The sequence below is a fragment of the Haladaptatus paucihalophilus DX253 genome (assembly GCF_000376445.1).
GTDB lineage: Archaea > Halobacteriota > Halobacteria > Halobacteriales > Haladaptataceae > Haladaptatus > Haladaptatus paucihalophilus.
This window is the reverse complement of record NZ_AQXI01000001.1, coordinates 228,162-240,731: the sequence shown is the minus strand read 5'-3', so window position 1 is coordinate 240,731 and position 12,570 is coordinate 228,162. Positions and strand designations below refer to the sequence as shown.

Here is a 12,570-nt window from a genome sequence, read left to right as displayed (position 1 = left end):
ACGACTCGTCGTGTGTGCGTGGTGGACTTTCGAAGTCGGATTCACAATCGGTGCAGCCACGGCGTCGATACCAGAACTACCTCGTGCGGAGAATTCCCGACTTACTCGCCGTCAAACACCCGGGCGAGCTCTTCCGCGACGTGGAGTCCGAGTTCCGCTTTGCTCCCGCCGTACTCCCGGACGCTGTTTTCGCGGACGAACAGGGTTCTGGTTTCGTCTTCGCCCATCACGCTGGCGTCGTTCGCGACGACGAACGAGAGGCTCGCTCGTTCGAGTGTCTCACGGGCGGCGGCGACCATCGCGTCGTCGTCGCCGCTGGTCTCGGCCTTGAACCCGACGATGGGGAGGTCGGGGTGGTCGTCACGAACCGTGTCGATGAGCTTCGGCGTCGGCCGTAAATCGAGGGTGAGGTCCTTCCCGGACCGGATTTTCTCGTCGGCACCGTCGGCGGTGTAGTCGCTGATGGCGGCGACGGAGACGAGGGCGTCCGCCGGGAGTCCGTCGACGTGTTGCTCCACCGCGTCGAGCATCTCGGCGCTGGTCTCGACTTGCTCGACGGTCGCGTAGGGGACGCCGGGGCCGTCGTGAACAAGCGTGACGCTGGCTCCGTAGACGTAGCAGGCGCGGGCGACCGCCCGCCCCGTCTTCCCCGAGGCGCGGCTCGTCAGGATGCGAACGGGGTCGACCTCCTCGCTCGTCGCGCCGCTGGTGACGACGACGTGTTTTCCGTCGAGGAGGTCCGGCGTCGTCGCGCGGGCGACGTCGAGCGCGATGGCGTCCTCGGTGGCGATTTTCGCCTTTCCCTCCTCGATTCGCGGCGAGACGAACTCGACGCCCCACGACTCGACGCGCTCGATGGCGTCGAGGACACCGGGATGGTCGTACATCGGTTCGTGCATGGCGGGGGCGATGACGACCGGAACGTCGGCACCGAGCGCGGTGGTCGCGCACGTCGTGACCGGCGTGTCGTCGACCGCGCTGGCGATTTTCCCGACGGTGTTCGCCGTCGCCGGGGCGACGAGGAGGACGTCGGCCCACCCCTCGCGGCCACAGAGTTCGACGTGTTCGACCCGTCCGGTGATTTCGGTCACGACCGGATTCTCGGTGGCGAACTCGACTGCCCACGGGTGGATGATTCCCTGCGCGCTCCCCGACATCACCGCGCGGACGTTCGCGCCGCGCCTCCGCAGTTCGTGTGCCAGTTCGACCACTTTCACCGCCGCGATACTTCCCGTCACCCCCAACGCCACGTTCACTCCGGTCAGCATTACCCGGTAGTGGGCGCGGTAGCCCGAAAAAGGTCACTGGTTCGACCCTTGGCTCGTCCGACTCGCGCTCGCCCGCCGGGTCGCCTCCGCGACGAACTCATCGGAGAGGGCGTCGATTTCCCCGGCCTGCACCCGCCAGAGGTCGGCGTAGAGGCCGTCGCCGTCGAGCAGTCGTTCGTGGGTGCCGCGTTCCACGATTCTCCCGTCCTCGATGGAGAGGATGGTGTCCGCGCCCTTCACCGTCGAGAGGCGGTGGGCGATGATGAACGTCGTTCGGTCCTCGGTCAACCTATCGAGACTGCGCTGGATGAGCATCTCCGTCTCGGTGTCGACCGCGCTCGTCGCCTCGTCCAACACGAGCAGTTCGGGGTCCGCGAGAATCGTCCGCGCGATGGAGATGCGCTGGCGCTGACCGCCCGAGAGTTTCACGCCGCGCTCGCCGACCCGCGTGTCGTAGCCGTCGGGCAGGTTGGTGACGAACTCGTGCGCTTCGGCGGCTTTCGCGGCCGCCTCGATTTCGTCGTCCGTCGCGTCGAACGCGCCGTAGGCGATGTTCTCCCGCACCGTCCCGTCGAACAGGAAGGTGTCCTGTCCGACGTAGCCGATGTGTTCCCGAAGGCTCTCGACGGTGACGTCGCGCACGTCGTGGCCGTCAACGCGAATCTCGCCGCCCGTCACGTCGTAGAGGCGCGGGAGGAGTTTGCAAATCGTGGACTTCCCGGCCCCCGTCGGACCGACGAGACCCACCGTCTCGCCGGGGTCGGCGGTGAAGGTCACGTCGGAGAGGACCTCTTGGCCGTCTTCGTAGGCGAAGTCCACGTGGTCGTACTCGACGCGGCCCCGAATCGAATCCAGTTCGACCGCACCGGGACTGCTCGTGATGTCGGGCGAAATCGACAGCAGGCCGAAGATGCGCTTGGTCGATGCCTTCGCGTCCTCGTACCGGTCCACCACCTCGCTCATCTGGGTGAGCGGTTCGACCATGCGCTGGGTGAACAGGAGGAACGTGACGAGTTGGCCGACGTAGAGCGTGCCCGAAAACCCGAGCGGCGGGTCGGTGAGGAACCACAGTCCCCCCACGACGAACGTGGCGGCGAAGGCGACGGACGTGAGCAACTGCATGCCGGGACGGTAGACGAAGTTCATCCGGAGCGCCTGCCAGTCGCGCTTGAAATACTCGTAGGAGGCGCTCCGAACGCGCTCGTCCTCGAACGACTCGGTTCCGGAGGTTTTGATGACCTCGATACCGCCGAGGTTGTTCTCCAGTCGCGTGTTCAGGTCTCCGACCGACGACCGAACGTCCGCGTAAAACGCCTCGACGCGCTTCATGAACCACCACGTGAACAGGGCCGCGACGGGGATGATGGAGAGCGTGACGAGCGCCAACTGCGGGTTGATGGTGAAGAGAAGATATCCGATGCCGATGATGAGGACGAGCAGTTGGATGGCACTCCCCATCATGTTGTCGAGGAACAGTTCGAGGCGGTTGGCGTCGTTGTTCAGGATGCTCATGAGTTCCCCGGTCTTGTGGTCGTCGAAGAACGTCATGTCGAGGCGCTGCATCCACTGATACGTCGCCGTCCGAACCTCGTGTTTGACGCGATGGGAGAAGAGGTTCAGGCTGGACGAGCGGGCGAAGTTGCAGACCGCGGCGAGGACCATCGAAACGCCCATTATTTCCGCCGAGAACCAGAACTGGTCCATCCGCGTCGTCGGAATCCACGCGTCCGGAAGGAGCGGCAGGGTGTACGCCCGCTTGCTGTAGAACACCGCGTCCAGCGCGACGCCGAGGACGAGCGGCGGGACGAGCGAGAGGAATCTGGCGGCCATGCTCGTCGCCAACCCGATGGCGAACCAGTGGAGGTGGTCGCCGCCGTATTCGGTGAACAGCCGAACCATCGGCCGCTCCACTGACTCGCCCAACTCGTCCGGGTCCACCTCGTCGGCGCTCATTTCGTGAACGCTTCAAAAGGGATTCATAAAGAGCCACGGGTTTCGGCAGACTGGGAAACGCAAGACATAGCGTTCGCCCGTCCCGAGAATCCACCCATGTCGTGGAAGGTGCTCATCGTTGCCGGGGTGTTCGAAGTCGCGTGGGCCATCGGATTGGAGTACTCCGACGGCTTCTCGAAGTTCTGGCCCTCCGTCGCCACCGTCGTCGCGCTCGTCGTCAGCATGGCGCTGCTGGCGAAATCCCTCCAAACGCTCCCCGTCGGGACCGCCTACGCCGTCTGGACTGGCATCGGTGCGGTTGGCACCGCGACGCTCGGCATCGTCCTGTTCGACGAACCCGCGGACCTCCTCCGGGTCGCCTTCATCGGCGTCATCGTCGTCGGCATCGTCGGCCTGCACCTCTCCTCCGGCGGGCACTGAGAGGAGTCTATCGAGAGGAACCGAACCACGGTGGCGCGCGCTGGCACAGCCGCGAGGTCAGTGATCGACCGAGGGGCTGTGCTGGCAGCGTGTGAGGGATGAGCGAAATGAACGGAGTGAGTGTAGCGAATCGGTTGGGGGAGGGTGTGGCTTGCGAGGTTTCGTAGAAAGCTCGAATGCGAACGGCAACGCCGTGAGCGAACGGTGCGGTCGCAGGGAGGACTGAAAGGGGCCGTCCGCTCGCGCTTGCGTGGTCTGCTGTGTGGGCTACTATCCGTGCGACTGGTGCGGAGAGCGCGGATATCTCGCACAGCGACCGCGAGCGTGACGGGGGCTTTCGAAAACCGTTTCGCTGTAACTTCGGTCCGTTCAAATACAATAGGTCGTAGCGAGCGGAGGGGGGCTTTCGAAGACGGAATCATCTCTCTGTAGTGTTCTCAAAATCGAATTCGTCTCGTGGGGGTGGCAGTCCTCGGAGACGTATTCACAACCGCATTCCCGCGAAAATACCCGACTTTTCGTCCTGTTAGTTCATGTTCTCGACGAAACTCGGGTGCGGAACCGGGCGCTCGTCCTCCCACTCCTCCAGATAGTCGCGCAGGCGGTCGTGGGCCTTCCGCGCGCGGCGCTGGCGTTCGTCCTCCGAGATCTCCTCGCAACCCTCCGGAACGTCGCGGTCGCGGTTGGTGAAATAGCCCTCCGGAACGACCCAGTCGTGGTAGAAGTCGGGGTCGGCGTCGTGGACGACGGTGATGCCGACCTGCGACCCGTGGCCCGCCGAGACGATGGCTTGGTGGTACTGTTTCGTGATTCGACCGGCGGCGTAGAGGCCATCGATGTCGGTTCGACCGTCGTCATCCACCGGGACGTACCGCTTGCTTCCCGAGTCTTCGAGGTCGAGGTCCAACCCGTCGAGGTACGAGGCGTCCGACCACGAGGTGACGACGACCCGTTCGGCGGAAATCGTCCCGTCGCCGTCCTCGCCGCCATCGTTGCTCCCACCGTCGATTTCCGCGACGAACTCGCCGTCGTCCGCGCGGCGCACGTCCGTGACTTTTGCGTCGAGGCGCGCGGACCCGGCGCGCTCGGCCTGCTCTTGGAGCATCAGGGAGAACAACCGCGAGTCGATTCCGGCGGGGAACCCGGGGAAGTTCTCCAGAATCGCGTTTCGGTAGAGGATGGAAACGCCGTCGTTCACGACCAGCGTGTCGAGGTCGGCGCGAGCGGTGAACGTGGCCGCGGAGAGGCCCGCGACGCCACCGCCGATGATGAGTACGTCGTAGTCCGTCATGATCGGAGATTATTGGTGGGGTGGTATAAACGACTGGATTGGGTACGTTTGTGCAGGTACCTCGCCGGAATGTTTACTTTCAGTCGAACAGAATCGAAACGCGTGGACCACCTCGAACTCAGTACCGTCGTCTACGTGCCGCCGGAGGAGGCCTACGAGTTCCTGCTCGACTTTCCGGGCTATGCGAACTACTCGAAACACCTCACGCAGGTCACGCACGAGGGTGACGGTGGGCCGGGAACCGAGTACGACATTCACCTCAAGTGGTGGAAGGTTCGGTACACCGTCCGCTCCGAGGTGACGGAACTCGACCCACCGAACCGCATCGACTGGAAGATAATCAAGGACATTCACGCCCACGGACACTGGCGCGTGGAGGAAGTCCCGGAGGAAGCACCGGAGGGCGAGGAAACCGCCTCGCGGGTGTGGCTCTCCATCCACTTCGACGCCGACTCGGCGGATTCGGGGATGCTCAACCTCCCCGCGTTCGTCTCGCTCGGGTGGGTCGTGGGCAAGGTGAAACCGCTCGTGCTCTCGGAGGCCGAGAAGGTCGTCGAACGCATCGTCACGGACTTGGAGGGCGAACCGCGGCCAGTCGACCTCGAAATCCACGAGAAACCCAACGCCGTCTGATTTTCTCATCGACTCACTCGGCCTGTACGAGCAGGACCCCGGCGAGCACCGACGCGCCGCCGAGCACTGTCACCGGCGTCACCGGTTCGGCGAGTATCGCCGCGCCGAGCAGGAGCGTGACGACGGGTTCGATGGTACTGACGATGCTAGCGCGACTCGCCCCGATGCGGCCCAGTCCCGCGAAGAAAGTAAAGATGGGCAGCGCGGTTGCGAGCACGGCGATGGCCGCGACGATGAGCCACTGGCTCCCCGAATCCGGGACCGAGAGCGTCCCCGTCGCCGAACCGTAGACGAGGTACGCACAGGCCGCCGCGGGGAGGACGTGGGCCGTGAGCAGGTCAGCGGGCACGGCGTCCAGCGCGACCCTGCTCGCGGTGATGTAGCTCGCGTACACCACCGCGGCGGCGAGGACGACGACGATGCCGCGCGGGTCGGCACCGGCCGGGTCGCCGCCCGTGATGAGCGCGACGCCCGCCAAGGCGAGAACCAGCGCGACGCCGGTTCGGCGCGTGATGCGCTCGTCGAGGAAGAGCGCGGAGAGCACGACGACGATGACGGGATAGGTGTAGAGCAGGATGCCGACGAGTCCGGCGGTCAGAAACGAGAGGCCCCAGAAGTAGAGTCCGCTCATGGCCGCGTAGCCGAGCGCGCCCAGACCGAGGCCGACGAGCAGGGTCCGTCCCGAAAACCGTCGGAGTCGTCCGCGCACCGCGAGGCCCGCCCACACCAACGCGGTGGCGAGTACAAACCGGAAGAACAGCACGGTCGGAATCGACAGCCCCGCGCCCGAGGCAAGCTTGCCGAGGATTCCCAGCGTACCGAACCCGACGGCCGAGACGATGACCAACGCGGTTCCGAGGCGGTCGCTCATTCGACCGAGATTTCTCGCTTGCGGATAAAGGAGATTCGAAAGCGGTGAATCGACCGCGACGCGACCGGTTTCAGACCAGGCTACGCCCTTCGAGTTCGCTCGACGGGTAGTCGAGTTCCATCAGGTCGAGGATGGTCGGGGCGATGTCGAGGAGGTCCGTGTCCTCCGGGATTCGTGCGTTCGGGTCGTCCACGAACAGCGTCGCGTTGTCGAAGCTGTGCATGCCGTTGCGCGGGCCGACGCCGAACACGTCGTCGTGGCCCTTGAATCCGGCCTTCAAATCGAAACCGTGGTTCGGGATGGCGACGAGGTCGGGTGCGATGTCCTCGTGGTCGCCGTCGAACGCCTGTTCTTTCTCCACGACGCGCCAGCAGACCTTGTTGCCGTCCGGCCCTTCGAGGTTTTCGAGCTTCTCTTTGAGTTCGGCGCGCTTCTCCTCGTACTCGTCCTGCGGGACGCTACCGCGCGGTTCGCGGCCTTCGAGGTTGATGTAGAACCGACCCGGAATGAGCGAGTAGGCATCGGTGTCGTCGCTGATGTCGCCGAGTTCCTCGTGGTCGTCGTCCTCGTAGGAGAGCCAGCCTTCCTGTTCGAGCCACGAGTTGAAGTGAACCTCGTAGTTGAGGCTGGTGAAACCGTGGTCGCTGGCGACCATCATCGTCACGTCGTCCGGCAGGGAGTCACGGAGTTTCCCGAGGTACTCGTCGAGCTTTTTGTAGAACTCGATGAACTCCTCTTTGTACTCGCCGTCCTCCTCGTAATCCTTGAACAGGAAGTGGTTCACGCGGTCGGTCGTCATGAAGACGCCGAAAAAGAGGTCCCAGTCGTCCTGGTCGATGTAGTGCTGGAACGACTCGTAGCGCGTTTCGAGCGTCTCGTGTGCGTTTTGGATGAACTCGGATTTGTCGTCCTTGTGTCCCAGTTTCGCGTTCGCGTCGATGGGATAGTCGATGGACTCCAAGTAGTTCCGCATCTCGTCGGGGTAGGCACCCTTGTCGACGCCGGGCGAGAGGAATCCGGAAACCATGCGCTGGACGTTCCGTTGCGGTGGGAACGTGACGGGGACGTTCATCACCGTCGCGTCGCGGCCCGCGTCGGTCACGCGGTCCCAGACGCGCGTCGCCTGCACGTCGCGTCCCATCGGGACGTAGGTGTCGTACGAACCGTTTTCGCGGTCTTGGAACCCGTACACGCCCGTATTTCCGGGGTTGACGCCCGTCGTGAGGGCTGGCCAGCAGGCGGAGGACTCCGGCGGCACGATGCTGTCGATCGCTCCGGCGCTCCCCTCGCTCGCCAGCGATGCGATGTTCGGGAACTCCGAGGCGTTTTCCTTGAGGAAGCTGTACGGCACGCCGTCGATGCCGAAGAAGGCGACCCGCGGAGCGTCGTCTCCACGGAGCCTATCGAATAGACCCATACGCCGCTCTACCACAGGCGACTACAAGAACCTTCGTTTCCATGCTACAACCTCTCAAGTTTTCGTTCACGAACTTTCGAACGCGGTGAACAACGCCTTCCGGGTGCTCGCGTCGATGAGCGAGTCCAGCGTCTTCGTGTGCTCGCTATCGACCCGTGCGAAGATGCCGAGCGACACCCGAGCGGTCGCGGCGTCCGCGTTCCCGCCCGTCGTCTCGCTCGCGTCGAACGCGCCGGTCAGGATATCCTCCGCGCTGGTTCGGACGTCCTCCGCGCGACAGGAGATGACGATGGTTTCCTCGTGGAGGCCGAACACGGCGGCCGTCGAGACGCCTTCGAGTCGCAGGAGCGAATCAGCGGCCTCCTCCAGCGCGCTCACCGAGGGGACGACGCCGACGTTCGCCACGGCGAAACTCGCCCGTCGTTCTCGACTCGCTATCGCCTCGCCGAGCACGTCGAAGGTGTCGCTGCTGACGCCCGGCGAGCGCAACTCCTCGATTCGCCCGAGGTCGGCGTAGGCGTGGAGGAACCCGGCGGCGTCGTAGTCGTTCGACCCGTTGGCCCGCCGGAACTCGCGGGTTCCGGCGCGGATACCGTACAACAGCGCGGTCGCCACGCGCTGGTCGGGAACGAACCCCATGTCGCGCACGAGTTCGGTCACGACCGTCGATGTCGCGCCGTCGTCCGTGCGCGTAATCGTGAGGATGTTCTCCTCCGCGGTCGGTCGGTGCCGGATGACGCCGACGACCGGGGGGTTGTTCGCCAGTCGGGGAACCGCACCGCCGCCGCCGATTGCGATTCCGCCGTCGCAGTTCGGTAGTCCTTCCCCGTTTTCGTCGAGAATCGTCACGTCGATGTCGAAGATGTTGCAGAACGCCTTGCTGTCCTCGCCGGTTATCTCGCCCTCCGCCGCGATTCGCGCCGCGACGCCCCAGTCCTTACAGAGGGCTTGTACCCCGACCGCCGCCGCCAAGGAGTCGATACTCGGGCTTTCCGGGACGACGAGCGCGACGCGGTTCTGTCCGGCGACGACCTTCCGGAGCGACCCGGCCGATTCCGGGTTCTCGGTGCCACCCCACGACCGAAACTGAACGGCGTACAGCACGCCGCCGCCGGAGAGGAGCAAGAGAACGGCAGTGGCGACCGCTGGCATGTTTTCGGCGACGAATCCGGCGAGCATTGCTAACGCATAGCTCCTTCCACTCGTATATAATTTCGGGTGTATTCTATGGCATCTTTATGTGAGGTTGGTTCCAGAAGTAACGAATTCGGACGTAATCGGCCGGTAATCGACGGGTTTCAGCGGTTCCAAAAAAGTCGGGAACTGTTCGAAAAGCTGAACGGACTATGAACTCTAGTTGAAATTTTCGTCGTACAGCTCTTGGGAGTGTTCGATGGCGTCGTACGCCGCCTGTTTGTCCTCCCAGCCCAGCGTCTCGACTTCCTTTCCGGCTTCGAGGTTCTTGTAGGTGGAGAAGAATTCGTCGATCTCGTCTTTCGTCTGCTGCGGGATGTCCTCGACGTCCTCGATGTGGTCGAAGCGCGGGTCCTCGATGGGGACGGCGATGACCTTGTCGTCCTGTTCGCCGTCGTCGTCCATCTTCATCATGGCGACGGGGCGGGCCTCGATGACACAGCCGGGGAACGTCGAATCCTCGACGAGCACGAGCACGTCGAACGGGTCTTCGTCGTCGTAGTACGACTGCGGGATGAACCCGTAGTCACCGGGGTAGTGGACGTTGCTGTGGAGCACGCGGTCCAGCATGACACCGGGGATGTCCTTGTCGTATTCGTACTTGTTCCGGTCGCCTTTGAGACACTCGACAACTGCGTAGATTTCCTCGGGAGCGTTCGGCCCCGTTTCGAGGTCTTCCCAGAGATTCGTCATGGGTCGCTTGGAACTCGACGGGAAGACCAAAAAGTCCTTTCGGCATGGGTGTAAACAAGTGACTCGTACCCATGAAATCACTCATAAGTGTGACACCCTTCCGCAATCCATGAGTGGCAGTTGGGTATTAAAATCGAACGAAAGAACGGAGAAACACCAAGAAACTTGAGAAGGGTTAAATATCTCGGTTACATATTTCGTCGTGTCAAAGCCAATGTCAGAGGCACAAACACTCACCGAAAGCAGTACCGCTCGCGACCTCACTGCGTTCCAGCGTAATATCCTCATCGTCCTCACCGAGGAACCGATGTACGGGCTCGCTATCAAGCGCGAACTCGAAAGTTACTACGACGAGGAAGTGAACCACGGCCGCCTGTACCCCAACCTCGACACGCTGGTCGAGCGCGGACTGGTCGAGAAGAGCGAACTCGACAAGCGGACCAACCAGTACGGTCTGACCCAAGCCGGTCTCGAAGCCGTCGAAGACGCGTTCGCGTGGTCGCTCTCGAAGTTCATCACCGACGACGCGCGTGCCGAAAAGGTCCGCGCACTCATCGAGCAGTCCGACTAACGCACTCGAACACGAGTTCGACCGATTCTTTTACCGTTTTTTTCTGTTCCGAAGTCGGCCACGCATTCCGCGGGAAGTACTCCGTCAGAAATTCGTCCACTTCGTCGTTCGTCGCCGACTCGACGGGTCGCGCGTAGTGATTGCCCATGAAGTCCGCGAAGGCCTCGGCGTTCGCGCCGTGGACGTCGCCGTATTTCTCTCGAACTCGCGCCGCAACGGCGCGGTTGTGCTCGTCGATTTCGTCCCAATCGTCCGGGTCGCCAGCGCCCGTCAGCGGGATTTCGACCGCGCGGTCCGTGTCCTCGATTCGCTCGACGCGAATGGTTCCGTCCTCGACCCACTCCTCGGGATGGAGGACCAGCACGGTTCTGGTGTCCTCTTCTCGAATCCGTGCGACGAAACCGTGGGTTTCGAGCAGCTGCGTCCGTTCCGTACGATATTGCTCCGCCTCTTCGCCCTCGCGGTCACGCGCGAGGTGGGTCAGTCGTTCCGCCTCCGAAACCGTGTCGTCCGGCAGTTCAGCCATCGTCTAACGCCTCGTTTGCCAATTTGTCCGCGCGTTCGTTTACCTCTCGCGGAACGTGCTTCAGGGACCATTTGTCGAACTCCTCCAACAGCTCCCGGACGCGAACGCGGCGCTCGCGGAGTTCGGGGTTGTTCGTCTTCCACGCACCCGTCACCTGCTTGACGATGAGCTGGGAATCTCCTTTCACGTCCACGGAGTCGAAACCGTAGTCGCGGGCCGTTTCGAGCCCCTCGATGAGCGCCTCGTACTCGGCTTGGTTGTTCGTCGCGCGTCCGATTCTCGTTCCGCCCTCCGCGGCGATTCCATCGCTCGTCACGATGACCCACCCGGTCGCGGCCGGGCCGGGATTTCCGCGACTGGCACCGTCGAAGTAGAGGTAGGCGTGCCCCCCCGCATCTCGAAGAATCGCCTCGATGTCCTGTGGATTCGCCCCCTGAATCACGAGCTTGTCGTCGTATGCGATGGCGACGGCGTCGCCGTGTCTCGCCCGCCACTCTTCGTACTCGGATTTGCCGTCCGAGACGATGACCCCGGCGTCGGCGAGCGTCCGGCGTGCCTCGTCCACGTCACACTCGATGACTGGCATTGCCGACACTCGTCCGTGTTCGAGTAAACAGGTTCCGGTCTCGCGGGAGTGGTATGTGAGCGTGTGTCAGATATATATAGGTTTTGCCCAAGGGTTTAAATGTTTGGGAGTTACTACTATAAAAGTGCGATGACACGGTCCACTCGCCAGCGGGAGCGCCAACTCGAAGGGGAGCAAACGGCGAACGAACGAGAGGGAGAGCGTACTTGTCCTGAATGTGGGTCCGAAACGTTGATCAAAAGTACCGACCGTGCCGAACTGGTCTGTGACGACTGTGGGTTGGTCGTCGAGGAGGAACGGATCGACCCCGGCCCGGAGTGGCGTGCTTTTAATCATCAGGAACGACAGCAGAAGTCGCGCGTGGGAGCGCCGACGACGCAGACGATGCACGATAAGGGGTTGACGACCACTATCGACTGGAAGGACAAAGACGCCTACGGTCGGTCTATTTCTTCCAAGAAACGCAGTCAGATGCACCGCCTGCGTAAGTGGCAGGAGCGCATCCGAACGAAGGACGCGGGCGAGCGAAACCTCCAGTTCGCCCTGTCCGAAATCGACCGCATGGCATCCGCGCTGGGTGTCCCGCGGTCGGTACGAGAGGTCGCATCGGTTATCTATCGACGGGCACTCAAGGAGGACCTCATCCGTGGTCGCTCCATCGAAGGCGTGGCAACGAGCGCGCTGTACGCCGCCTGTCGAAAGGAAGGGATTCCACGAAGTCTGGAGGAGATCTCCGAGGTTTCGCGGGTCGAACGAAAGGAGATCGGACGAACGTATCGATACATCTCCCAAGAACTCGGTCTGGAGATGAAACCGGTCGACCCGAAAAAATACGTTCCGCGGTTCTGTTCTGAACTCGAACTCAGCGAAGAGGTGCAGTCGAAGGCCAACAACATCATCGAAACCACCGCCGAAGAGGGATTGTTGTCCGGTAAATCGCCCACCGGCTACGCCGCCGCCGCGATTTACGCCGCCTCACTGTTGTGCAACGAGAAGAAGACGCAACGCGAAGTTGCCGACGTGGCACAGGTGACGGAGGTCACCATCCGCAACCGGTATCAGGAACAGATAGAAGCGATGGGAATCCACAGCTAACCGCGTCATCCTTCCGTTTTTGTCCCGTTCGAGCGACAGCCAGCGCGTTCCC

General features: G+C 62.9%; 13 protein-coding genes. 4 read left to right on the top strand and 9 right to left on the bottom strand.

All coding sequences use genetic code 11. From position 1 onward, the window contains the following. Positions 1-101 precede the first annotated feature (101 nt). Both coaBC and B208_RS0101380 read right to left on the bottom strand, forming a co-directional pair. On the bottom strand, positions 102-1,268 hold the full coding sequence (gene coaBC / locus B208_RS0101385; protein ID WP_007978665.1) for a bifunctional phosphopantothenoylcysteine decarboxylase/phosphopantothenate--cysteine ligase CoaBC: 1,167 nt from the start codon (positions 1,266-1,268) through the stop codon (positions 102-104). A 33-nt stretch (positions 1,269-1,301) separates the two neighbouring features. Then, complete coding sequence (locus B208_RS0101380; protein WP_007978663.1) at positions 1,302-3,221, bottom strand: ABC transporter ATP-binding protein; 1,920 nt, start codon at positions 3,219-3,221, stop codon at positions 1,302-1,304. Positions 3,222-3,317: 96 nt separating this feature from the next. Here B208_RS0101380 and sugE point away from each other — a divergent pair, with 96 nt between their 5' ends. Next, a complete protein-coding gene (gene sugE / locus B208_RS0101375; protein ID WP_007978662.1) occupies positions 3,318-3,641 on the top strand; it encodes a quaternary ammonium compound efflux SMR transporter SugE in 324 nt (107 codons plus the stop codon). A 526-nt stretch (positions 3,642-4,167) separates the two neighbouring features. Here sugE and B208_RS0101370 read toward each other — a convergent pair. Further along, entirely contained in the window at positions 4,168-4,932 is a 765-nt protein-coding gene (locus B208_RS0101370) for an FAD-dependent oxidoreductase (protein ID WP_007978660.1), read from the bottom strand. A 102-nt stretch (positions 4,933-5,034) separates the two neighbouring features. Here B208_RS0101370 and B208_RS0101365 point away from each other — a divergent pair, with 102 nt between their 5' ends. Further along, positions 5,035-5,565, top strand: coding sequence for an SRPBCC family protein (locus tag B208_RS0101365; RefSeq protein ID WP_007978658.1), 531 nt, complete (start codon positions 5,035-5,037; stop codon positions 5,563-5,565). Positions 5,566-5,578: 13 nt separating this feature from the next. Here the strand turns inward: B208_RS0101365 and B208_RS0101360 are convergent, their stop codons facing one another. From B208_RS0101360 to B208_RS0101345, 4 genes are all read right to left on the bottom strand, one after another. After that, the gene (locus tag B208_RS0101360; protein WP_007978656.1) at positions 5,579-6,436 is read right to left on the bottom strand and encodes a DMT family transporter; all 858 of its coding nucleotides are present in this window, start codon (positions 6,434-6,436) and stop codon (positions 5,579-5,581) included. 70 nt (positions 6,437-6,506) lie between these two features. Beyond that, on the bottom strand, positions 6,507-7,853 hold the full coding sequence (locus B208_RS0101355) for an alkaline phosphatase family protein (protein ID WP_007978653.1): 1,347 nt from the start codon (positions 7,851-7,853) through the stop codon (positions 6,507-6,509). 66 nt (positions 7,854-7,919) lie between these two features. Next, a complete protein-coding gene (locus B208_RS0101350) occupies positions 7,920-9,032 on the bottom strand; it encodes a DHH family phosphoesterase (protein WP_007978651.1) in 1,113 nt (370 codons plus the stop codon). Between the two features lie 174 nt (positions 9,033-9,206). Continuing rightward, positions 9,207-9,740, bottom strand: coding sequence for an inorganic diphosphatase (locus B208_RS0101345; RefSeq protein ID WP_007978649.1), 534 nt, complete (start codon positions 9,738-9,740; stop codon positions 9,207-9,209). A gap of 214 nt (positions 9,741-9,954) precedes the next feature. On the opposite strand from B208_RS0101345, the gene B208_RS0101340 reads away from it, so the two are divergent. Continuing rightward, positions 9,955-10,311 carry a PadR family transcriptional regulator gene (locus B208_RS0101340; RefSeq protein ID WP_007978646.1) on the top strand — a complete coding sequence of 119 codons (357 nt, stop codon included), beginning with the start codon at positions 9,955-9,957 and terminating at the stop codon, positions 10,309-10,311. Here the strand turns inward: B208_RS0101340 and B208_RS0101335 are convergent. Continuing rightward, positions 10,292-10,837, bottom strand: a complete 546-nt coding sequence (locus tag B208_RS0101335) for a DUF7108 family protein (RefSeq protein WP_007978645.1) — start codon at positions 10,835-10,837, stop codon at positions 10,292-10,294. The genes B208_RS0101340 and B208_RS0101335 overlap by 20 nt on opposite strands. Further along, a complete protein-coding gene (rnhA, locus tag B208_RS0101330) occupies positions 10,830-11,423 on the bottom strand; it encodes a ribonuclease HI (RefSeq protein WP_007978644.1) in 594 nt (197 codons plus the stop codon). Before rnhA ends, B208_RS0101335 begins: the two co-directional genes overlap by 8 nt. 129 nt (positions 11,424-11,552) lie before the next feature. On the opposite strand from rnhA, the gene B208_RS0101325 reads away from it, so the two are divergent. Then, positions 11,553-12,518 (top strand): transcription initiation factor IIB, encoded by a 966-nt coding sequence (locus B208_RS0101325; protein WP_026177694.1) that lies wholly within the window; start codon positions 11,553-11,555, stop codon positions 12,516-12,518. Positions 12,519-12,570 lie beyond the last annotated feature (52 nt).

Excerpts from the sequence above, each read along its gene's own strand:
- B208_RS0101345 (WP_007978649.1), bottom strand. The coding sequence starts at position 9,740 with ATGACGAATCTCTGGGAAGACCTCGAAACGGGGCCGAACGCTCCCGAG.
- B208_RS0101335 (WP_007978645.1), bottom strand. The coding sequence starts at position 10,837 with ATGGCTGAACTGCCGGACGACACGGTTTCGGAGGCGGAACGACTGACC.
- coaBC (WP_007978665.1), bottom strand. The coding sequence starts at position 1,268 with ATGCTGACCGGAGTGAACGTGGCGTTGGGGGTGACGGGAAGTATCGCG.
- B208_RS0101325 (WP_026177694.1), top strand. The coding sequence starts at position 11,553 with ATGACACGGTCCACTCGCCAGCGGGAGCGCCAACTCGAAGGGGAGCAA.
- B208_RS0101355 (WP_007978653.1), bottom strand. The coding sequence starts at position 7,853 with ATGGGTCTATTCGATAGGCTCCGTGGAGACGACGCTCCGCGGGTCGCC.
- sugE (WP_007978662.1), top strand. The coding sequence starts at position 3,318 with ATGTCGTGGAAGGTGCTCATCGTTGCCGGGGTGTTCGAAGTCGCGTGG.
- B208_RS0101350 (WP_007978651.1), bottom strand. The coding sequence starts at position 9,032 with ATGCTCGCCGGATTCGTCGCCGAAAACATGCCAGCGGTCGCCACTGCC.
- B208_RS0101340 (WP_007978646.1), top strand. The coding sequence starts at position 9,955 with ATGTCAGAGGCACAAACACTCACCGAAAGCAGTACCGCTCGCGACCTC.
- B208_RS0101370 (WP_007978660.1), bottom strand. The coding sequence starts at position 4,932 with ATGACGGACTACGACGTACTCATCATCGGCGGTGGCGTCGCGGGCCTC.
- rnhA (WP_007978644.1), bottom strand. The coding sequence starts at position 11,423 with ATGCCAGTCATCGAGTGTGACGTGGACGAGGCACGCCGGACGCTCGCC.
- B208_RS0101380 (WP_007978663.1), bottom strand. The coding sequence starts at position 3,221 with ATGAGCGCCGACGAGGTGGACCCGGACGAGTTGGGCGAGTCAGTGGAG.
- B208_RS0101360 (WP_007978656.1), bottom strand. The coding sequence starts at position 6,436 with ATGAGCGACCGCCTCGGAACCGCGTTGGTCATCGTCTCGGCCGTCGGG.